Origin of the sequence: uncultured Maribacter sp., from assembly GCF_963974015.1 — a bacterium.
In the GTDB taxonomy this organism is placed as follows: domain Bacteria; phylum Bacteroidota; class Bacteroidia; order Flavobacteriales; family Flavobacteriaceae; genus Maribacter.
On record NZ_CAXBBZ010000007.1, the window covers coordinates 50,826 to 70,561 of the forward strand.

The following is a 19,736-nucleotide window of genomic DNA, read 5'->3' on the forward strand; positions in this document are numbered from 1 at the left end:
ACCCCAAAATTAGGTTCATGACAAAGAGTATAAAATGACGCAGGTCAGTACAGATTTTTTTTTTGCTATTATTTTAAAAAAAGGATGCCAATAGCTATCAATAGTACTTATTTAACTATCTATTCTGGTTTACTACGCGTTCAATTATGATAAATATCATTTAGAAAATCGTTATTATCCTCTAGCTTTAGACACAAGAATTTATTCTTTTTTCTTCAAAGAAGAGTAATTACACCTATTTAATAAGCTTGAGAAAACCTATGTGGAAATTCAAAAACTTTAATATCGCCGATTGGTTTTCATTTTATCGGATTGCAGCAGTACCTTTGCTATCAATACTCTTATGGTTCGGAGAACGAGAACTGTTTACTTGGTTTTTACTTATTAGTTATAGTACCGATGCGATTGATGGGTATTTAGCTAGAAAATTAAAAATAACCAGCGCCCGAGGCTCTCAATTAGATTCAATCGGAGATCAATTAACATTTACAATGGGTCTTATCGGTCTAGTAGTTTTCGAGACCGATTTTATAAAATCGAATCTAACACTCATCTTGATTGCATTTGTGCCATATCTACTTCAAATGATTATAGCATTCATCAAATATGGTAAGGCAACATCTTTTCATACCTATTTGGCAAAAGTATCTGCTGTTGTTCAAGGGGTTTTTATACTATGGCTACTATTTTTCGGCCACGTATATTGGCTGTTCTATTTTATGATTATAGTAGGGCTTTTAGAAACATTAGAGGAAATTATACTCATCTTTATGTACGATTCTTGGGTAGCGGATGTTAAGGGTCTTCTTTTCGCTCTAAAGGATAAAAGAAGATTAAAAGGCACTAATGCCACAAAGCAATAAAATATAACATGCGCTCCTACTCTTTTTTTACCATTGTTCTTTTATGTCTGGCCATATTATTAATTGATGCTTTAGCCTTTTATTGGTTATTATCCATAACCCGACCAATTACATCGATACTACTAAAAAACAGTATCTATATCGCCTTCTGGATTTTTACCATTGGCCTAATATCGTCAATTTTACTTCTAAAAATAAAATTGGAATTAGTAGCACCTGAACGTCAACAGCTTATTATATCAAGATTATACGGGTTAACAGTATCGTCATTTATCCCTAAAATTATTTTTGTAGTGGTCATCAGCATTCTATACTTTTCTAATTTCATATTTTCTGAACAGGAGTCCCTTATCGTCATACCTCTAGTCGGTATTTTTTCTGGTTTTCTGCCTTTTTTCGTGATTCTTTATGCCATCTTTAGTGCAGTTTATCGTTTTAAGGTACATCACATTAAATTAAATTTCGATGCCTTGCCTATGAGGTTTTATGGCTTACGCATCGTACACATTTCAGACCTTCATTTGGGCAGTTTTAATTACAAGTATCATAATCTGCAAAAGGCCATCAAAAAAATAAATCACTTAGAGCCTGATTTTATTTTCTTTACAGGAGATTTAGTGAATAATTTTGCTTGGGAACTACGAGGTTGGGATTCTGTTTTGAAACAATTATCGGCTAAGCAAGGAAAATTCGCCGTTTTGGGGAACCACGATTACGGAGATTACAGTCAATGGCCTACATCACTCGACAAAGAAATCAATTTTAATAGAATTCAAGAATTTTATAAAAAAATTGATTTTAAACTGTTGATGAACGAAGCAGAAATTATTGAAAATACCGATACACAAATAGCCATCATCGGCGTAGAAAACTGGGGAAATGTTGGTTTTAAAAAATATGGTGATTTGGAAAAAGCTTTAGAAAAAGTGGATGACTCCAATTTCAAAATTTTATTATCGCATGACCCTTCGCATTGGCCTGAAGAGGTGGCACACCATACAGATATTGCATTGACCCTATCGGGTCATACCCATGGCATGCAGGCCGGAATTAGTTTTAGAAATAAAAAATGGAGCCCTATAAAATATAAATACAAACATTGGGCAGGTTTATATAAAGAAGGTAGTCAATACCTTTATGTGACCCGAGGCTTAGGCTGGATGGGATTTCCTGGCAGGTTAGGTATGAGACCCGAAATTACGTTTATTGAACTTTCTTCCTCTAAGGACATGACCTAAATCATGAAGTATTACACAAACCATGAGTGCAAATGTCAGACCTTGGCCATACCCCCCCTTTTACACACTACTATAATTTTGGAATTACACAAATCCTTTCCGATAGAATAGCAAGGCAAGATTAAAATATACCTCTAATTTTATACTTGCTACTTGCCCAATTCTAAAAATCCCTTCATTCTAAAAATTTTCACTTGGGTATTTTCGTAGTGCTTTTTCAACAATGACTTTGGTCATATGAGACCTTTACGCGAACCATTACATTTGATACTAAACACATGCTTAAAAGAACTGAATATGAAAAAGATCATCACACTAACGGTCAACCCAGCTATTGATAAAAGCACTACTGTGGCAGGAATACAGCCAAACAGTAAGTTACGTTGTGAAGTTCCTGTATATGAAGCTGGTGGTGGGGGTATCAATGTTTCACGGGTCATCAATGAATTGGGAGGAAACTCTTTAGGCATGTATATGGCCGGAGGACCTACTGGAAACCAATTACGAGATATGCTTATCGATTTGGATATACAACAACAGGTTATTCCAATAGCAGGATGGGTAAGAGAAAACCTCTCGGTCACCGATACTATAAACAACCAGCAATACCGATTTGGAATGCCGGGCCCCATAGTCAATGAATACGAATGTAAAAACACTTTAAGACAATTGGAATCGGTACTATCGGAAGGCGATTTCTTGGTAGCTAGTGGTAGTCTATGCCCAGGTATGCCTGTTGATTTTTTTGCTAAAGTTTCTAAAATCGCCCAAAAAGAAAATGCAAAATTAATTCTTGATACATCTGGTGAAGCCTTATTAAAAGGAGCCCAAGCAGGAGTTTATTTATTAAAACCAAATTTAGGTGAACTGGCAGCACTCTGCGGTGTAAAGACCATCTCTTTTTTAGATGTGGAATCTATTGCTAAAGATTTCATAAGAAACAATGCGTGTGAGGTGTTAGTGATCTCATTAGGGTCACAGGGAGCACTTATGGTAACAAATGACGTAGTTGAGCATATTGCGGCGCCTATTGTTTACCAGAAAAGCACTATTGGTGCCGGTGACAGTATGGTTGCAGGAATGGTACATGCCATGGCCAACGGAAAATCGATGACGGATATGGTAAAATATGGCGTGGCTTGTGGTACCGCCGCTACCATGACAGAAGGCACTCAACTCTGCAAAAAGAAGGATGTGGAAGAATTGAATGAATGGATAATTTCGAATACAGATTCCACTAAAAAAATGAAAATAAACGCATAATAACAACCAAAAAAAACACACTTATAATGGACTACTATTTTTCAACTCAACTAAAAAATTCAACGTTCGATGAGGCGATATCAAAAACAAAAGAGGCGCTAAAATTAGAAGGTTTTGGAGTGCTTACAGAAATAGATATGAAAGCCACCTTGAAAAAAAAATTGGATGTAGACTTCTACAATTATACAATTTTAGGAGCTTGTAATCCATCATTGGCATATAAGGCGCTTGAGGCTGAAGACAAAATCGGTACAATGCTACCTTGTAACGTTATTCTTCAAGAAAAAGAAAAAAATACGATTGAAATCGCCGCAGTTGATCCCGCAGCCTCAATGCAGGCCGTTAGAAATGACGCACTGATCACGGTAGCCGAAACGGTTCGTGAAAAACTAAAAAAAGTAATTCAGAATATAAGTAAATGACGAATCTAAGCCCCAATGGGCTACAAATTTTTCATGCTCGTTACTTGCACAAAGCAGAAACTCCCGATGACCTTTTTCAACGAGTGGCAAAGCATATTGTGACCGTAGAAAATGATAACCGCGATTTATGGTTCGACCGTTTTTATGGTGTTATGCGAAATCTTGAATTTCTACCCAATAGTCCTACCTTAATGAATGCCGGTTTACCGAATGGCCAATTAAGTGCCTGTTTCGTACTTCCTGTTGAAGATAATTTGGAGGCCATTTTCACTACGCTTAAGAATGCAGCACTTATTCATAATAGTGGTGGGGGTACAGGTTATAATTTCTCAAAACTTCGCCCCAAGGGCGATATTATTACATCATCTGAAGGCTCCTCGGCTGGGGCAATCGCTTTTATGAAAATATATGATACCGCCACCGAGTATGTGAAACAGGCAGGCAAACGACGAGGTGCCAACATGGGAATCTTGGATGTTACACATTCAGATATCGAAGCTTTCGTCACCTCAAAATCTGATGGGAAAAGTCTACAAAACTTCAATATTTCCGTAGGCATTACGAATGTATTTATGAATGCAGTAGAAAAGAACAAAGATTGGCAATTGGTTAACCCAAGAACTAAAAAAGTATCGAAGACGATTCGGGCCAAAAAGCTTTGGGACTTGATTGTAGAACATGCCCAAAAAACCGGAGAGCCTGGACTTATTTTTTTAGATACCATTAACCAAGACAATCCATTGCCAAAACAGGGAGAAATTCATTGTACCAATCCCTGTGGAGAAGTACCGCTATTCGATTTTGAGAGCTGCAATCTAGGTTCCATCAATCTGACCAAAATGGTAGTGCATGATGAGAAAAAAAATGAAATAGATTGGAATAAACTCGAAAAAACTATTTTGATAGCAATTCGGTTTCTAGACAACGTTATCAGTTCTAATCACTACTTATTACCCAATATCAAGGAAATAACATTGGCCAACCGTAAAATAGGATTAGGTGTTATGGGCTGGGCCGAACTGTTGATTATACTTGGCATACCCTATGCCTCGGAAAAGGCCGTCGAGCTTGCTGAAGTACTCATGAAATTCATACAAAAAAAAAGCCATGAAGCATCGGGCAACTTGGCACAGACACGAGGGTGTTTCCCATCTTGGAAAGCTAGTCGATATGCTCCCAATACTTTATTACGTAACGCCACCTGTAATAGCATTGCACCTACTGGAAGCATTTCGGTCATTGCCGACACCTCTTATTCCATAGAACCACTCTACGCTCTTGCATATAAAAGATCCGGTATTTTAGATGATAAGACCCAAATAGAAATCAATTCTATTTTCGTTGAAAAAATGAAATCCTTAGGATTATGGTCTAAGGAAATACAACATGAAGTCATCGTGAATGGAAGCATTCAAAATATAAAGTGCATTCCAAAAGAAATAAAAAAATTATTTAAAACGAGTTTAGAAATTCCGTGGAAATACCACTTGTTACATCAAAGGGCCTTTCAAAAGTATACGGACAATGCTGTATCCAAAACTATTAACCTTTCAAGAAATACTACAACCCTAGAGGTTTCTGAAATCTACAACACTGCCTGGAGGTATGGTCTAAAAGGGATAACAATATACCGAAATGGTAGCCGAGCGAATCAAATATTACAACCCTGTGGGATAAATTTAGAAGATAAATGCAGTTAAAATATCAATAGTTATACTAACAATTATTAGACTTGATATATTTAAAAAATACGGTTATCATTTCTTTTGAGATGTTATCTTCTAATCACAATTTCAAGTTTGATCGCTCAAAATAAAACCAATAATTGTTTCTACCAGAAAGGTGGAAAACTCTATTTCGTTGGATTGGAATATGCCTCTGGTTTTGACACTTCAGTGGAAGCTTACTCCCTTCATATAGGATACGGTTCAATGCTTTCAAAAACCTGGCATTTTACGGTCTTTTAGATCTCTCTACAACCATTGGGTTTCAGATTCTGAACATAGATGCAGACACACAAGAAACAAGAACTGAGAGTTTTGGAACAGGCACATCTTTCCTTTTTAGATAGCATTGCATTCGCATAGCTGGTATTAGACTATTCATTGATTTTAGTGGAGAAATCCTTAATACTTTTAAGAGTTTACCTCCACATGGAACCAACTTTAACTTTACTGCCCGTCCAAGTGTGGGATTGGCAAAACAACCGAGGAGTACTACGCAATTATCGGTTGGTATTAACCGATTTCACTTGTCTAACGGGCAAGGACATAAACATCCCTAAAATCCTAATTTTGATGGATTAGGAATATTTGCTATGGTGCTGTTTCGAGAAGAAAAGTACAACTGACGAAAATCATTTTAATTTTTTGATTAGAACTCTACCTTAGGACATAATAGCATTAGAATTCTAAAATTCAAACAAATGAAACCTTCATTAAATATTTGTCAAAGTTGTGGTATGCCCATGCACCATTTATCAGATTTCGGCACCAATAAAGATGGCACTGTCAATACCGATTATTGTCATTTTTGCTATGTAAAAGGAGCATTTGTAGACCATGGAATAACCTTAGAGCAGAAAATAGAAAATAATATTGCATTTGCGGAGAAAAGGGGAATGCCCAGAGAAGAAGCTACAATATTGGCCCACAGCACCCTTCCCAATCTTAGAAGGTGGAAGGGTCTAAAACCTTTAGATTAGTAATCAAAGTCATGCCTCCTAAAATTCCAAATCAAGTTTAATATGAAACCAATTTGGCGTTTATAAAGTGCTATGGGTGGCATGTGACAAGATTCGCCCAAAAGCTTAGCCTAAAATTCAACCAATAATTATGATTCTATTTTCATCTTTTAAGGCCTTAAATATGCCTTATATTTTTTTAATCCTTCGTTGACCATTTCTATTGCCCCTTCACTAGTCATAGTTGCACCAGAAATACCATCGACCATAACCCCATCATCTATTCTTTTTTCCATGTTTTTTTGAAGCGCAAATGTATTTTTATCTAAATTTATTTTTGTCCCTGTAAACTCATCCATAAAAGGTGACTGGGTGATAGCCGCCCCGTACCCATCTGTTTCCGCAAAATGTTCGAAAGCTATTTTTTTGATTTCCAATGTATTTCTATCCACTAAAACCTTTGCCCAAATAGGGCCACCAAATCCTACGCCTTGAATTGGTAAAATTACATCTTCAGTGTTTTTAATTTCGAAAATCGGTAAAGAGGTTGATTTTGAGCGCTTCATCATTTTTTTGTAAAGCGCAATAGCTGTATTCATATCAATAGCGGTAACCGACTGGTTGGTATCTATTTGTTTAAAGTCGATGAATTGATTTATATCAGATTTGTCAGAAAGAAGAACATCGGCAAATTTACCTAGTTCTATCATTGTAGGAGGAACAAGAACTGTCGCCGTTTCTTCCTTTAAGATTTCTATCTCTTTTGATTTTTCAGTACCAGGTTTTTGTTTGCAGTTCCAAAATAATAGAACAACTAATAATAATATAATTTTAGTTTTCATACAACTTGAGTTTAAAGTTAGAACATTAACATATTCCCATCTACATCATGAATAAACCCTGTATATTTTCACAATCGTCAGAGCCAGTATTAGCGCCATATGGGTAATTTTCTTCAATTCGGCGTATCGATTAAATCAACTGTAGATTCAAAATTATTTAGAACACGTTCAAGGTTATTTGCGACATATTTTATTCGCTATGGCTTATCAAATTATTTTCATAAGCCAAAGATGATATTTTATTGAAAAATATTTTTTTGACTATTAAACCTTAAAGCAGCTACTTCAAAAATTCCAAATAAATTTTGTTTAGTTGCTAAATAGGCCATTTAGACTAAAATAATTTATGTCTGGCATACGCCAGAATATATAACCACAGATAAATGATCGAGTCAAAAATTAATTTTCCATTTTAAGTTTAGTGTTGATTGGGCATGTTCAATTTTCTTTAAAATACATACCTTCTATACCAACCATTTACCACTTTAAAACATCAAATTAGAGTAAATCATACTTTTAAGATCTTTAGGCAAGCTGTCTCGTATATCCTCCATTTCACCTAGGGAGATATATTTCCTAAGATAGATAAAAGTAGTGTCTACATACCGCTCAGCTACCTCATCGCTATATTCGAAATCATTAATCGCAGCTGGCCAGTCATGTTCACGAACCAAATCTAAAAATTCGGCTATGTGCTTCACTTTAGGCTTTTTATTCTTAATCGACCATCCATTAACATAAACAGCTTTAAGAAACATGGGTAATTGAGAAATTAATTGTAATGATTCCTCTGTCGGAATTATATCTCTAAGTGCATGCATAATGGAAGTGAAAATTCGTGCTGCCTTATCACGGTCATTGGGCATATTCATTTCTTTGGCATAATCCTTTAAAAAAGTATTACCCTCAGTTGCATATTGATTAAAGTTAAGTGCCATAATATTTTGGTTTTACAATGAGGTATAAATTTTAAAATTTAAGACAACTCTTGAAATGACACAGGTCATTTTATAGAAAGAATAGCATTGATATTTTTGAAAAGAAATAAAAACCAAACATATTATGACTATCAATTTTCAATACATACACATGCCCGAAAGTAGTTCGTTAAGTGAAATCGTAACCCGTAATCTTCAAAAATTAGGAAACAAATACCAGTTTGTCATTCGTGCCGAGGTTTTCTTCAAGTTAGGGCAAGGCAAAGATGGAAACGATAAAATCTGTGAAATACAACTCAGCGCCCCGGGCCCACCTATTTTCGCAAAATCAACCGAAAACAATTTCGAAAAGTCAGCAGCAGAAACTATAAGTGATCTAGAACGACAACTCAGAAAGCGAAAGGAAAAGTTTGATCCTAGAAAAAAAGCAATATAACATGAAGAGAATATTAGTTCCTGTAGATTTTTCGAAGCCCTCTGCACATGCATTGCATATTGCAGCAATAATTGCAAAACAACTACAAGCGGAAATTGTAGTACTTCATATGATGGGAATTTCAGAAGCGGTACTTACTAAAAATGAAGCCCAAGAATATGAAGAAGCGAAATATTATATGAACCTCGCCAAAAAATGTTTCAAACCTTTTTTGAACCAACCATATCTAGAACATATTAAAGTCAGGGAAATAGTTCAAAACTATAAAGACTTTAAGGAATTGAACAAAGTAGCTCAAGAACAACATATTGATTTGATTGTAATGGGTTCACATGGAACCAGTGGCATAGTTGATTTATTTGTGGGTTCCAATACCGAAAAAGTAGTACGGTCATCAGATGTGCCAGTTCTTGTGGTTAAAATGCCAAATCCAGATTTCAAGGTTGAAAATATATTATTCGCTTGCGATTTTGCAGAAGATTCGGTTTTAGCCTTCAAAAACGTTAGGGAATTCGCCGCTAATTTTTCTGCGAAGTTGAACCTTGTCTATATTAATACGCCACATTACGATTTTAAAAGTAACACCGAAATAGAAGAGCGTATATCAAAATTCTTCTATAAGGCAGGTACAATAGAACAAGAGGTGACAATCTACAATGATTATAGTGTAGAGCATGGTCTTATGAATTATTCTAAAAAGGAAAGTTATGATATACTGGCCATACCAACACGAGGTAGAAAGCCTATATTACATTTTCTATTAGGTAGTAGAAGCATTGGTGAAGATGTGGCCAACCATGCAAATTTACCTGTATTGACGTTTAAAATATAAGTCGCATCGTAAAGTTTCGAATTTCTTTAATTCATTAATCTACTGCAACAATAAATCAATCTGTGCCAAAAGGTCAAGTTCTGACTTATTTTTTTTTGAAAAGGAATTGGCTATTGCATTAGTGGTCTCCTTCGTTAATGATTTGATTTCTTTTGAGAATGCGTTCGGATGTTCTTCATAGAATTTTTTAAACTCTTTAAAACACTCTTCGCTTGTCTTTTCATATTCTAAAAGCCAGTCGAAAATAATTTCAATTTGGTTTGCGGCATCGGCACCGTATCTATCGGTAAAATTATCTACATATAGCCATTTTTCTTTTACAATTTCCTCAACTTTATCCCATTCTTTTAGATGTACACTACCATCGCAAATGGCAACTGCATAAAACAATTTACCTAAGCTTTTATAGAGTTCGTTCATCGTCTTATCTGTATTTCTCATTATCAATGGCTTTAAGTTGTATCGTTTAAAAATATGACACCTATAGTAGACATTCAATGATAAGAATCAGTTGTAATCGTTTATGTTTGATATCTACAAATTTTCCAGAAAAAAAGTAATATTTTCAATCTTCTTTCAGAAAGTATTTCCGAAGGTATTATTGTTGTAAATACTGAGCAGATCATCGTTGCAACCATTCCTAAATAAAGCCTCAATGAAATTTTAGGAATAAACAACACTATCACTTTAGAATTGATGATTTTTTGAAAGAGAACATTACAGTTTTCAAAACATAGTTACTGCAAAGTGCCTTTTCGGTACAAAAGAAAACGGCCCAAACATTATTGCAATTATTAGATATCATTAACACAAAACCAAAAGAGCCCTTTAAAAAATCACATTACCATTTGGCAAGTATTGGCAGTTTTACCAATGAAAGCCATGCAATTTGTAAATGAAATGAGGTAAGTTGGCAAATCAGAAAATTTCAATAACTGATTAATATCATATATTAATATCTTTCATACGCTTAAATTTGAAGCGCAACCCCCTATGAATGAAATACATTTTATTACCCACAGATTTTTCGGCCAATTCTTGGAATGCCTTAGAATATGCTTTAAGGTTCTTTAAGAACGAGAACTGTACTTTCTACATTTTACACATTGGCGAATTAAAAGACTCGGGGGTGAATAGTAATTCTTTTGCTTTTTCTGCCAAAAAAACATTTTCTCCAATTAAGGAAAAAATCAACTCATTTTCTATACGTGTTGAGCGGTTACTCGTACCCCAAAAACATCATCTTATCGTTCTTCATGAATATGGCAGTTTTATAGATATCATACGAAAAACTGTCTATGAAAAAAAAATAAACCTTATCGTTATGGGCACAAAAGGGTCATCTGGTATAGGAACAGCTATTATTGGCAGCAATACAGGCGATGTAATTACCAAAGTAATCTGTAATGTAATGGTCATACCAGAAAATGCACCGCTTACAAAACCAAAGAAAATTGCATTCGCAACCGATTATAATATCTTTTATACCCACCCTATTTTAAATACGCTTTCAGATCAGCTACGAATCTCGAAGGCCAATTTTAATGTTTTAAACGTATCACAAGCCAATGGGCTTCTTTCAAGCACTCAAGAAAAAAATAAAGAATATTTACAAGATTATTTAGAAGAAATATTTGTGGATACACATAATTTTCATAGTGTCTCAAATAAAAACATCAAAGAAGCTATTCTAAATTTTATTAGCGATAACCAAATAGAAATGCTAACGATGGTAGCCAAAAACCTTAACTTTTTTCAGCAACTATTATTCGATACAACTATTGAAAAGTTAAGTTTTCACACTACAATACCAATATTTGTACTTCATGAGTAGGCTGCTAAATTCTTGAACTGACCAAAATCATAGGTTTTAGTCATTATCGACACTATTTTTCTTGAAATGTAAAAAAGAAAGACCGTTGAAAAAAATCTTGATCCCTACTGATTTTTCTAAAAATTCAGAGAATTCCATTCGTTATGCGATAGACTTATTCAAAGAAACTCCTTGTCATTTTTTTATTCTTTATGTGAACATAGAAGGTTCGAATGTTAAGAATAAGCCAGTTTATGATTTTGGCACGAATGTTCTTGTAGAAATTGAACCCAAGGCCATCAATCAAAAGCTAAAGGACTTGGAAAAATTTATTACGTCGCTATCCTCAAAAAAAGAATATCATCTTTTTACTACGATGCGCGAACAAGGCTACTTTCTGAAAACTATCCGCAAGCATATTCAAGAAAAAGAAATAGATCTTATTGTAATGGGTACTCGAGGTGCCTCGGAACTTCAGGAATTTTTTATCGGCACCCGTTCGGGAGATGTAATTACAAAAGTAGAATGCGATGTATTGGTGGTACCTTACAATGCAAAATTCAAGAATTTCAAACAAGTGGTTATTCCGATTGATTTTGAAGTGGATTTTGAAGATGCTACTTTAAGAAAAATAGCAGATAACATTACCTCAGAGAAAGCGCAAATCAAATTACTTTACGTTACAAAGTCACAAATTCCGCTTTTCGAGGAAATAGAATTACAACAAAAACAATTGGTGCAGCGGTTCTCAGAAAAATTACCGAATCCGATTAGTTTTCATAGGGTTGTATCTAAAAAGATAGAAGATGGTATTCAAATTTTCGCAGAAAGCATGAGTGCCGATCTTATCATAATGATTTCAAAAGATTATGGCCTAATTCAAAGGTTATTCTTAGACACTACCGTAGAAGAGGTAAGCTTTAATACGAGCATTCCACTTTTGTCGCTTCAGGGATAAAAAAACATCTATTCCTCTTTTACTACACATATTCCTAATGACATATATCATAGGTTTTAGGTTATGATAGAGATAATTTTAAACAATCATTAAAAGAAATACTATGACCACCATTTTGATTCCTACCGATTTTTCGAATAATGCCATGCATGCAGTAAAATATGCAATACAGTTATACAAATGCGTGCGCACTAATTTCTATTTTTTACATGCCTATGCCGATGAGGTATATGGACCTTTTAAAGAGAATGGGGGCAAGTCGATAGAAGAGCAAAAAGAAATCACCAAAAAAAATGTGGATCTATCACTAAAAAACACAATAGCCGAACTTGCAGAAAAATATCACAATCCTAAACACCGTTTTGAAGCCGTATCTACCTTTGAGTCTTTGGTCGATGCTGTCAATGATTTTGCCAACCAAATTAATATAGATCTTATAATTATGGGCACCCAAGGCAAGACTGCCGACAAAAAAATTACGTTTGGCAGCCATACGGTACAAGTATTCAAATATGTCTCTTGTCCCGTTTTGGCCATTCCTGAAAACTACGAATATCAACAACCTAAAAAAATACTATTTCCTACAGACTACATGTTGCCCTATAAGCGAAGAGAACTAAAACTTTTGAATACTTTGGCCGCTGAGTTTAAATCGGAAGTACATTGTCTTTATATTTCTGATTTTGAAGATTTAAGTCATAGACAAATTGACAACAAGCGGTTCTTACAAGAATCATTACCTGATGCCTACCTATATAATGAACGCACGCCAGTTAAAAATAAAGGCAAGGCCATTATGGAATATATTTTAGATAAGGATATTAACCTATTGGTCATGGTCAATGCTCGACATTCCTATCTAGAGGATCTTTTATACCGGTCTACAGTAGATGATATTGGGTTACATCCTAAAATTCCATTTATGGTCATGCAGAACTTGCCCAGATAACGTTTATATCCTGTACTATGAAAAAGATACTTTTGCCTACCGATTTCTCAAATAATGCATGGAATGCCATTTGTTATGCACTTGAATTTTTTAAAACCGAGAAATGCATATTTCAAATACTACATACGTATACTCCAACCTTTTATCGCATGGATTATTTAATGGGTGGGCCAACTTATAGCGCAATACCCGATATGGGCGTAGACATTGCGCAGGCAGGGTTAGATAAAACTTTAGTGGATATAAAATTACAATTCAATAACCCTAATCATACTTTCAAAACCCTTTCCGCATTTAACACCTTGACCCATGAGATCTTGGAACTTTCAGAAACCAAAAATTTTGATTTGGTCGTAATGGGAACACAAGGAGCAACTGGTGCCAAGGAAATTTTTCTGGGAACGCATACCGTTCATGTCATTAGAAAATCAAAAATTCCAGTATTGGCCGTTCCTGTCGGTTATGAGTTTAAAAAAATAAAATCTATTATTTTTCCTACCGATTATGGACAATTATACCTTGATAAAGATTTAAAACTTTTAGTTAACATTTCTAATACCCACAAAGCAAAATTAACCATATTACACGTAAAAGAAGAGTATGATTTGGTCGATGAACAGAAGGTGAATAAAAAGGCGCTAATGGATTATTTTAAAAATATTAATCCCGATTTCGTAGAGGAAAGAGGCAAATTGATGCCCGAGGCAATCCGAACATATATTGAAGAGCACCAATCGGAACTTTTGGTAATTATGAGCAGAAAACATTCTTTATTAGAAAGATTAATAGTAAAATCGAATGTAGATTTTATTGGATATCATACTAAAATTCCTTTTTTGGTTATACCAGAAGCTTCAGAATAACACTTTAAAAAAAATATTAATAGAATCTTCTACAACCGATTTTTTAGATATTCAAATTCATAAGTAATACAAGCTCATTTTTAATTGATTGGTAGTGGTAATAACATCAATATAGCTCTGCATTTATGGTAATAAAATAAGACACTTAACGCTATATCTTATTTATATATGATGACCAATATCAGTTGAAACCTTCATATGATTACTTTAATTTGAACAATAATTTAAGGGTATGGTAAATAAGGTGGTTTTAGGAATTGACATTGGTGGTAGCCTTACTAAGGTTGGCCTCGTTACTAGAGAAGGGAATATTTTAGAGAAGACCGTTTTCAAAACCAATGCTCAAAATCCGTTTCCAATTTTCATGGAAAAACTAAAATTGGAAGTGGAAACCCTTCTTCAAAAATGGGAAGGAGAAATAGAAATACTGTCTATCGGTGTTGGTGCTCCTAATGCCAACCCATACACAGGGCAAATTGAAAACCCTCCGAACCTGAAATGGGGAAAGACCACTTCGATATCAAAGATTATCAATCAAACTTTTAAACTTCCTGTATCTCTAGCGAACGATGCAAATGCAGCTGCTCTAGGGGAAATGCTTTTTGGCGCTGCAAAAGGAATGAAGAATTTTGTGGCATTGACTTTAGGTACAGGACTAGGAAGCGGAATAATTGTAAATGGCCAGCTATTAATTGGAGAACATGGTGCTGCAGGAGAAATTGGCCATGTAAATGTTGACACAAAAGGTAGAATGTGTAATTGTGGTTTACGGGGTTGTTTGGAAACGTATGCATCGGTCACCGGTATAAAAAAAACCGTTTTTGAATTAATGGCAGATATGCGAGAAGATTCACCATTACGTGCCCTTAGCTTTGAAGATATGACCGGAACGGATATTTCTGAGGCGGCGCTAAAAGGAGATTTAATTGCATTTACGGCTTTTGAAAAAACAGGTGAAGTTCTTGGAAGTAAAATGGCAGATACCGTTGCCCATTTAGACCCAGAGGCATTTATACTATCTGGCGGATTGAGCAAAGCAGGCGATATTCTACTACAACCTATAAAAACCCACATGGACAAATACCTTTTTAATGCCTACAAAGGCAAAATAAAGGTGTTATTATCAACCGCTACAAGCGCCGATGCGGTGCTAGGCCCTGCTGCATTGGCCTGGTTAGAATTAGAAGAAACATTACTTGCATGATTATAATCATTTATAATCACATTAAGTGCAGCTACATTTATGACTAAATCAATACGTACTATGAAAAACATACTGATTCCAACAGATTTTTCTGAAAACGCATGGAATGCCATTATTTATGGTACATCATTGTTCAAAAAAATTAATTGCACTTTTTATTTGATTCATGTAAATCCTATTCAACCATATTCGGGTAGTGAAACCAACATGTTCGTACCTCCAGAAATACTTGAAGAAAGCATTTTAAAGGAGAGCAGGAAAAAATTAAAATCATTGTTAAAAAATATTCAAAAATTACCACTGAATATGAAGCATACATTTGAAACAAAAGCTATGTATGGTTTTTTTACCGATTATGTAAAACAAGAAGTAATAGATAAAAACATTGATCTAATTATTATGGGCACCAAAGGGGCATCGGGAATAAAAGCTGTTTCTTTAGGCAGCAATACTGGCAATATTATCACCAAAGTGCCGTGTGCTGTATTAGCAGTACCAGAAAATGCAAAATATAGCGACCCAAAAGAAATAGGTTTTCCAACAGATTTTCTTTTAGGGTATGATGCCACGGTCATGAAAAAGATAAAAGAGCTTGTTTTGATGCATAATTCTGCTATACGATTTTTATACGTGGCTTCTAAAGGAAATGGTCTTAGTCTTGAGCAATTAAAAAACCGTGAATTTTTAAAAGATTTTTTTACGGACATAGCCTATTCATTTCATACCCTAACGGCAAAAAAAATTGACATAGCCGTTCAACATTTTGTTGAAAATTGCAATTTAGATATGATCATAATGGTTACAAAAAACCTCAATTTCATAGAGCGTATTCTGTTTAGACCAAAAGTTGAGAGAATTAGTTACCACTTAACTGTTCCATTTCTGGTAATTCATGAGTAAAATTCACAAAACACAATAGAATTAAGTCTTTGATCATTAAGCTTGTTAATGAATTAATGGGGCTCCACTAAAATTGAAGATGAACTATAAATTCTTTAATACTAATTAGGCATGCGATTTTACGATTTGAATTAAATCGTTCTTTTGCAATACCCCAGACTGTCGCCAAAGCTGTTTCCCATTTTTGAACAATAGCATGGTAGGCACTCCCCGAACTTGGTATTTTGCGGCAATCGATTGATTTTTGTCTACATCTATTTTGACTATTTTGATTGCTTCTCCCATATCATCCTTTACTTGTTTTAAAATAGGGGCCAACATTTTACATGGTCCACACCAATCTGCATAAAAATCTACAAGAACTGGAATTTCAGATTCTATAATTTTAGAAAAACTACTTTTCATCTATTTATAATTTAAAAACTAAAAATAGTTTAAAGTATACTATGACAAACTGACCAATGTCATGGCTATTAGATTTACGCTTCACTAATTTTATTTCACAATCAAAAAACATTTTAGAATGATACGAATTCTTTTACCTACTGATTTTTCTGAAAATTCCTTAAAAGCGATTCGATATGCATTAAAGGCCTATAAAGACTTAAAAGTTACGTTCTATTTACTTCATACCTATACCCCACCGTTCTATCAGGCCGAATATGTTATTGGTAGCCCCGGCCAAATTGGTTTAGGAGATATTTTACAGGAAAATAGTATGACACAATTAGAGAAATTTAAAGATGGCCTAGAACATCAATACCCAAACCCTAACCATTCTATAATTGTTCATTCTGCTTTTAATACACTAATAAGTGAGGTTTTAGAAACTGTAGCTGCAGAAGACATAGATGTAATAGTAATGGGAACAAAGGGCGTTACCGGTGCAACTGAAATTTTATTCGGAACACATACGGTTCACGTAATAAAGAAAGCAGAATGCCCAGTAATCGCTGTTCCACCAAATTTTGAATATGAAGCTCCTAAAGAAATATTATTCCCTACCGATTTTGAAATTGTATATAAAAAAGAGAATATACAGACATTGTTGACAATTGCCACACAACACAAATCAAGAATTAATGTAATGCATGTGCGAGCAGGATATGACCTTTCTACGATTCAAGAAAAACACAAAGAAGAGCTTGAAAAACTATTAGGAAACAAAGCATTGTTTCATGAATTACCGGATAACGGTATCATAGAAGCCATCAATGAATTTCAGATAAAACAAAAGATAAACCTACTGGTGATGATAAAGAATAAACACACTTTTTTGGAACGATTGTTTATTGAACCAATTATTAAGAAAATAGGGTTACATATTACCGTTCCTTTTATGGTACTCCCTCAAAATTAAAATAATATGAAAAATATACTGGTCGCTACAGATTTTTCAAACAACGCCTACTGTGCACTTTTCTATGTTACCAAATTATTGGCATCAAAACCTTGCACTTTTCATCTATTGAATGTTTTCAATGAACTAACACCTTTAAAGGGGAAAAAATCCAAATTGTTTGTTGGCAAAAAGCTGCTAGAAAAACTAAAAATTGAATCTGATGAGAATTTGACAAAGACAATGCACAAAATTGTATTGGACAATGATAATCCGAAACATCAGTTTCAGACCATATCAGAAAAAGGAATTCTATCAAAGATTATGACTAAAACAATTGATAAGCTGTATATAGATTTGGTCGTTATGGGCAATAAAGGCGTGACCGAAGCAGCTGATATTTTTTTTGGGAGCAATACGATACAGGTAGCGAACATAATTAACAAATGTCCCATTCTAGCCATTCCTGGTGAAATGGATTTCAAGGAACCTAAAGAAATAGCATTTGTCACCGATTTCAAGAAAGGTTGTGCAAAAAAATCAGTAGAACCATTACTATTCATAGCCTCGTTATATAAAGCTAAAATTAGAGTATTGCATATTACGGAAGAAGAAATTTTAAATACCGAACAAGAATCCAACAAAAAATTGTTGGATATCTGCCTAAAGGATGTCGACCATACTTTTCATTGGAGACAATTGTTCGACGACAAAGCGAAGGTCATTCAGGAATTTCTCGAAAAATTGAATGTAGACCTATATTCTATGGTTAATCAAAAACATAACCTTTTTGAAAAATTGACCCGTGAACCTGTTATAAAAGATGTAAGTATGTATTCAGAAACCCCGTTTTTAATTCTTCCATCTCAAGACCGATTATAATCATAGCAAAAATATATACCACAAAATATATTTACTCTGGAAACCTCAAATAAATAAAAAATGGACAAGAGAATATTAGTACCTACAGATTTTTCGAAAAACGCCCTTAATGCCATCAGGTATGCGCTTAATCTTTATAAAGAAATTAAATGTGAATTTTACTTTTTAAACATTTTTAGGTTGGATAGCTATAGTACCGACAACCTATTTATTCCTGAACCTGATAGTGTGGAATATGAAGCCGCTAAGACTAGATCAGAAGAAGAGTTAGATAAACTATTGGATATTCTAAAGCTACACCATGACAATTTGAAACATTCATACCATACCATTTCTACCTTTAATTTTTTAGAGGAAGCTTTAAAGCAGATAATTGCAGAAAAAGATATTGATTTAGTAGTTATGGGCACCCAAGGAGCTACTGGAGCCAAAGGTCTGATTTTTGGAAGCAATACCGTCAACGCCATGGAGAAAATTAGGGAATGTCCTGTTTTGGCAGTTCCGGAAGATGTTCGGTTTTCGTCCCCCAAAGAAATAGTATTCCCTACAGATTATAAGACTGCCTTTAAACGCAAAGAATTGAGTTATCTTCTTGAAATTTCAAAAATGCACGACACTGCAATCCGGGTATTGTATATAGCAAAAAATGCCGAATTGAATGATGAACAAATGAACAACCAGAAATTATTAGGAGATATATTGGGCAACTTAAAACATAGTTTTCATACCCTCTCTAAAAAGGATGTTTCAGATGGTTTAACCGGTTTTGTCGAAAGTAGGGACAGTGATATGATAGCGTTCATTAATCATAAGCACTTTTTCTTCAGAAGCATATTTTCTAAACCCTTGGTAAAGGAAATAGGATATAATGCAATCGTTCCCTTTTTAGCTTTACATTAATTACAAAAAATAATGAGGCATAAAGGAATTTGAATTAAGACCTTACTAAATTTGTTGCTTATCCATTCAATTACAGCTTAATTTCTGATTTGACTATTAAAACAATAGTTGTGAAATTTACACATTGCGATTGCCCTAAATGAATTAGGGCCATGTTATAATTATATATTGACCATCGCTATTAATGAATTTCTAAATCATTCAAAGTTTACTTTTTTGGAGCATATAGAGTAGATTATAAATGTTTTTGCTTAGTAGTTAATTAGCCTCCAATTAAAGGAAACATAGGTTTATTACTTAAATCTTAGTTTCTTACCTACATCATTGTTTCTTTTTTATTGGGTGGTAGTTTCATACATAGACCTATCAATGATGGGAAAAGAACAAGTCAGAAGAACAAGAAAGTAGAAG

21 protein-coding genes are annotated in these 19,736 nt (G+C 34.4%); 17 read left to right on the top strand and 4 right to left on the bottom strand.

Translation table 11 applies throughout. The annotated features are described in order from the left end of the window. Positions 1-260 precede the first annotated feature (260 nt). The 6 genes from AACZ41_RS11390 (at position 261) to AACZ41_RS11415 (ending at position 6,490) form a co-directional block, all read left to right on the top strand. Positions 261-863: a CDP-alcohol phosphatidyltransferase family protein gene (locus AACZ41_RS11390; RefSeq protein ID WP_339628586.1), complete on the top strand. Its 603-nt coding sequence runs from the start codon at positions 261-263 to the stop codon at positions 861-863. Positions 864-1,063: 200 nt separating this feature from the next. Next, on the top strand, positions 1,064-2,101 hold the full coding sequence (locus AACZ41_RS11395) for a metallophosphoesterase (RefSeq protein ID WP_339628587.1): 1,038 nt from the start codon (positions 1,064-1,066) through the stop codon (positions 2,099-2,101). 297 nt (positions 2,102-2,398) lie between these two features. Continuing rightward, positions 2,399-3,364: a 1-phosphofructokinase family hexose kinase gene (locus tag AACZ41_RS11400; protein WP_339628588.1), complete on the top strand. Its 966-nt coding sequence runs from the start codon at positions 2,399-2,401 to the stop codon at positions 3,362-3,364. 26 nt (positions 3,365-3,390) lie between these two features. Next, positions 3,391-3,786: a DUF302 domain-containing protein gene (locus AACZ41_RS11405; protein WP_339628589.1), complete on the top strand. Its 396-nt coding sequence runs from the start codon at positions 3,391-3,393 to the stop codon at positions 3,784-3,786. Then, a complete protein-coding gene (locus AACZ41_RS11410) occupies positions 3,783-5,486 on the top strand; it encodes an adenosylcobalamin-dependent ribonucleoside-diphosphate reductase (RefSeq protein WP_339628590.1) in 1,704 nt (567 codons plus the stop codon). Before AACZ41_RS11405 ends, AACZ41_RS11410 begins: the two co-directional genes overlap by 4 nt. 725 nt (positions 5,487-6,211) lie before the next feature. After that, the gene (locus AACZ41_RS11415) at positions 6,212-6,490 is read left to right on the top strand and encodes a zinc ribbon domain-containing protein (RefSeq protein WP_339628591.1); all 279 of its coding nucleotides are present in this window, start codon (positions 6,212-6,214) and stop codon (positions 6,488-6,490) included. A gap of 149 nt (positions 6,491-6,639) precedes the next feature. Here AACZ41_RS11415 and AACZ41_RS11420 read toward each other — a convergent pair whose 3' ends face one another. Then, positions 6,640-7,311: an FMN-binding protein gene (locus AACZ41_RS11420; protein WP_339628593.1), complete on the bottom strand. Its 672-nt coding sequence runs from the start codon at positions 7,309-7,311 to the stop codon at positions 6,640-6,642. A gap of 485 nt (positions 7,312-7,796) precedes the next feature. Next, positions 7,797-8,249, bottom strand: a complete 453-nt coding sequence (locus tag AACZ41_RS11425; RefSeq protein ID WP_339628595.1) for a DUF2267 domain-containing protein — start codon at positions 8,247-8,249, stop codon at positions 7,797-7,799. Positions 8,250-8,373: 124 nt separating this feature from the next. Between AACZ41_RS11425 and AACZ41_RS11430 the strand changes: the two genes are divergently transcribed. Next, positions 8,374-8,685, top strand: a complete 312-nt coding sequence (locus AACZ41_RS11430) for an HPF/RaiA family ribosome-associated protein (RefSeq protein ID WP_339628597.1) — start codon at positions 8,374-8,376, stop codon at positions 8,683-8,685. A gap of 1 nt (position 8,686) precedes the next feature. Then, positions 8,687-9,517: a universal stress protein gene (locus tag AACZ41_RS11435; RefSeq protein WP_339628599.1), complete on the top strand. Its 831-nt coding sequence runs from the start codon at positions 8,687-8,689 to the stop codon at positions 9,515-9,517. Between the two features lie 39 nt (positions 9,518-9,556). Here AACZ41_RS11435 and AACZ41_RS11440 read toward each other — a convergent pair whose 3' ends face one another. Beyond that, on the bottom strand, positions 9,557-9,958 hold the full coding sequence (locus tag AACZ41_RS11440; RefSeq protein ID WP_339628600.1) for a hypothetical protein: 402 nt from the start codon (positions 9,956-9,958) through the stop codon (positions 9,557-9,559). Positions 9,959-10,514: 556 nt separating this feature from the next. On the opposite strand from AACZ41_RS11440, the gene AACZ41_RS11445 reads away from it, so the two are divergent. The 6 genes from AACZ41_RS11445 to AACZ41_RS11470 all read left to right on the top strand — a co-directional run bounded on the left by AACZ41_RS11445 (position 10,515) and on the right by AACZ41_RS11470 (position 16,204). Beyond that, entirely contained in the window at positions 10,515-11,351 is an 837-nt protein-coding gene (locus AACZ41_RS11445; protein ID WP_339628601.1) for a universal stress protein, read from the top strand. A gap of 85 nt (positions 11,352-11,436) precedes the next feature. Continuing rightward, the gene (locus tag AACZ41_RS11450; protein ID WP_339628603.1) at positions 11,437-12,288 is read left to right on the top strand and encodes a universal stress protein; all 852 of its coding nucleotides are present in this window, start codon (positions 11,437-11,439) and stop codon (positions 12,286-12,288) included. 103 nt (positions 12,289-12,391) lie between these two features. Further along, positions 12,392-13,237, top strand: a complete 846-nt coding sequence (locus AACZ41_RS11455) for a universal stress protein (RefSeq protein WP_339628604.1) — start codon at positions 12,392-12,394, stop codon at positions 13,235-13,237. 17 nt (positions 13,238-13,254) lie between these two features. After that, a complete protein-coding gene (locus AACZ41_RS11460; RefSeq protein ID WP_339628605.1) occupies positions 13,255-14,100 on the top strand; it encodes a universal stress protein in 846 nt (281 codons plus the stop codon). A gap of 232 nt (positions 14,101-14,332) precedes the next feature. Beyond that, positions 14,333-15,304: an ROK family protein gene (locus AACZ41_RS11465; protein WP_339628606.1), complete on the top strand. Its 972-nt coding sequence runs from the start codon at positions 14,333-14,335 to the stop codon at positions 15,302-15,304. Between the two features lie 60 nt (positions 15,305-15,364). Beyond that, complete coding sequence (locus AACZ41_RS11470; protein WP_339628607.1) at positions 15,365-16,204, top strand: universal stress protein; 840 nt, start codon at positions 15,365-15,367, stop codon at positions 16,202-16,204. 105 nt (positions 16,205-16,309) lie between these two features. Here the strand turns inward: AACZ41_RS11470 and trxA are convergent, their stop codons facing one another. Next, positions 16,310-16,609, bottom strand: coding sequence for a thioredoxin (gene trxA, locus AACZ41_RS11475; RefSeq protein ID WP_339628608.1), 300 nt, complete (start codon positions 16,607-16,609; stop codon positions 16,310-16,312). Positions 16,610-16,727: 118 nt separating this feature from the next. Here trxA and AACZ41_RS11480 point away from each other — a divergent pair, with 118 nt between their 5' ends. Genes AACZ41_RS11480 through AACZ41_RS11490 form a run of 3 tightly spaced genes read left to right on the top strand, consistent with a single transcriptional unit; the run spans position 16,728 to position 19,325 of the window. After that, positions 16,728-17,564, top strand: coding sequence for a universal stress protein (locus AACZ41_RS11480; protein ID WP_339628609.1), 837 nt, complete (start codon positions 16,728-16,730; stop codon positions 17,562-17,564). A 6-nt stretch (positions 17,565-17,570) separates the two neighbouring features. Beyond that, entirely contained in the window at positions 17,571-18,425 is an 855-nt protein-coding gene (locus AACZ41_RS11485; protein ID WP_339628610.1) for a universal stress protein, read from the top strand. A gap of 60 nt (positions 18,426-18,485) precedes the next feature. Further along, on the top strand, positions 18,486-19,325 hold the full coding sequence (locus tag AACZ41_RS11490) for a universal stress protein (RefSeq protein ID WP_339628611.1): 840 nt from the start codon (positions 18,486-18,488) through the stop codon (positions 19,323-19,325). The last annotated feature ends 411 nt before the right edge of the window (positions 19,326-19,736 follow it).

Coding starts and splice junctions, on each gene's coding strand:
- AACZ41_RS11390 (WP_339628586.1), top strand. CDS start 261: ATGTGGAAATTCAAAAACTTTAATATCGCCGATTGGTTTTCATTTTAT.
- AACZ41_RS11400 (WP_339628588.1), top strand. CDS start 2,399: ATGAAAAAGATCATCACACTAACGGTCAACCCAGCTATTGATAAAAGC.
- AACZ41_RS11405 (WP_339628589.1), top strand. CDS start 3,391: ATGGACTACTATTTTTCAACTCAACTAAAAAATTCAACGTTCGATGAG.
- AACZ41_RS11410 (WP_339628590.1), top strand. CDS start 3,783: ATGACGAATCTAAGCCCCAATGGGCTACAAATTTTTCATGCTCGTTAC.
- AACZ41_RS11415 (WP_339628591.1), top strand. CDS start 6,212: ATGAAACCTTCATTAAATATTTGTCAAAGTTGTGGTATGCCCATGCAC.
- AACZ41_RS11420 (WP_339628593.1), bottom strand. CDS start 7,311: ATGAAAACTAAAATTATATTATTATTAGTTGTTCTATTATTTTGGAAC.
- AACZ41_RS11425 (WP_339628595.1), bottom strand. CDS start 8,249: ATGGCACTTAACTTTAATCAATATGCAACTGAGGGTAATACTTTTTTA.
- AACZ41_RS11430 (WP_339628597.1), top strand. CDS start 8,374: ATGACTATCAATTTTCAATACATACACATGCCCGAAAGTAGTTCGTTA.
- AACZ41_RS11435 (WP_339628599.1), top strand. CDS start 8,687: ATGAAGAGAATATTAGTTCCTGTAGATTTTTCGAAGCCCTCTGCACAT.
- AACZ41_RS11440 (WP_339628600.1), bottom strand. CDS start 9,958: ATGAGAAATACAGATAAGACGATGAACGAACTCTATAAAAGCTTAGGT.
- AACZ41_RS11445 (WP_339628601.1), top strand. CDS start 10,515: ATGAAATACATTTTATTACCCACAGATTTTTCGGCCAATTCTTGGAAT.
- AACZ41_RS11455 (WP_339628604.1), top strand. CDS start 12,392: ATGACCACCATTTTGATTCCTACCGATTTTTCGAATAATGCCATGCAT.
- AACZ41_RS11460 (WP_339628605.1), top strand. CDS start 13,255: ATGAAAAAGATACTTTTGCCTACCGATTTCTCAAATAATGCATGGAAT.
- AACZ41_RS11465 (WP_339628606.1), top strand. CDS start 14,333: ATGGTAAATAAGGTGGTTTTAGGAATTGACATTGGTGGTAGCCTTACT.
- AACZ41_RS11470 (WP_339628607.1), top strand. CDS start 15,365: ATGAAAAACATACTGATTCCAACAGATTTTTCTGAAAACGCATGGAAT.
- trxA (WP_339628608.1), bottom strand. CDS start 16,609: ATGAAAAGTAGTTTTTCTAAAATTATAGAATCTGAAATTCCAGTTCTT.
- AACZ41_RS11480 (WP_339628609.1), top strand. CDS start 16,728: ATGATACGAATTCTTTTACCTACTGATTTTTCTGAAAATTCCTTAAAA.
- AACZ41_RS11485 (WP_339628610.1), top strand. CDS start 17,571: ATGAAAAATATACTGGTCGCTACAGATTTTTCAAACAACGCCTACTGT.
- AACZ41_RS11490 (WP_339628611.1), top strand. CDS start 18,486: ATGGACAAGAGAATATTAGTACCTACAGATTTTTCGAAAAACGCCCTT.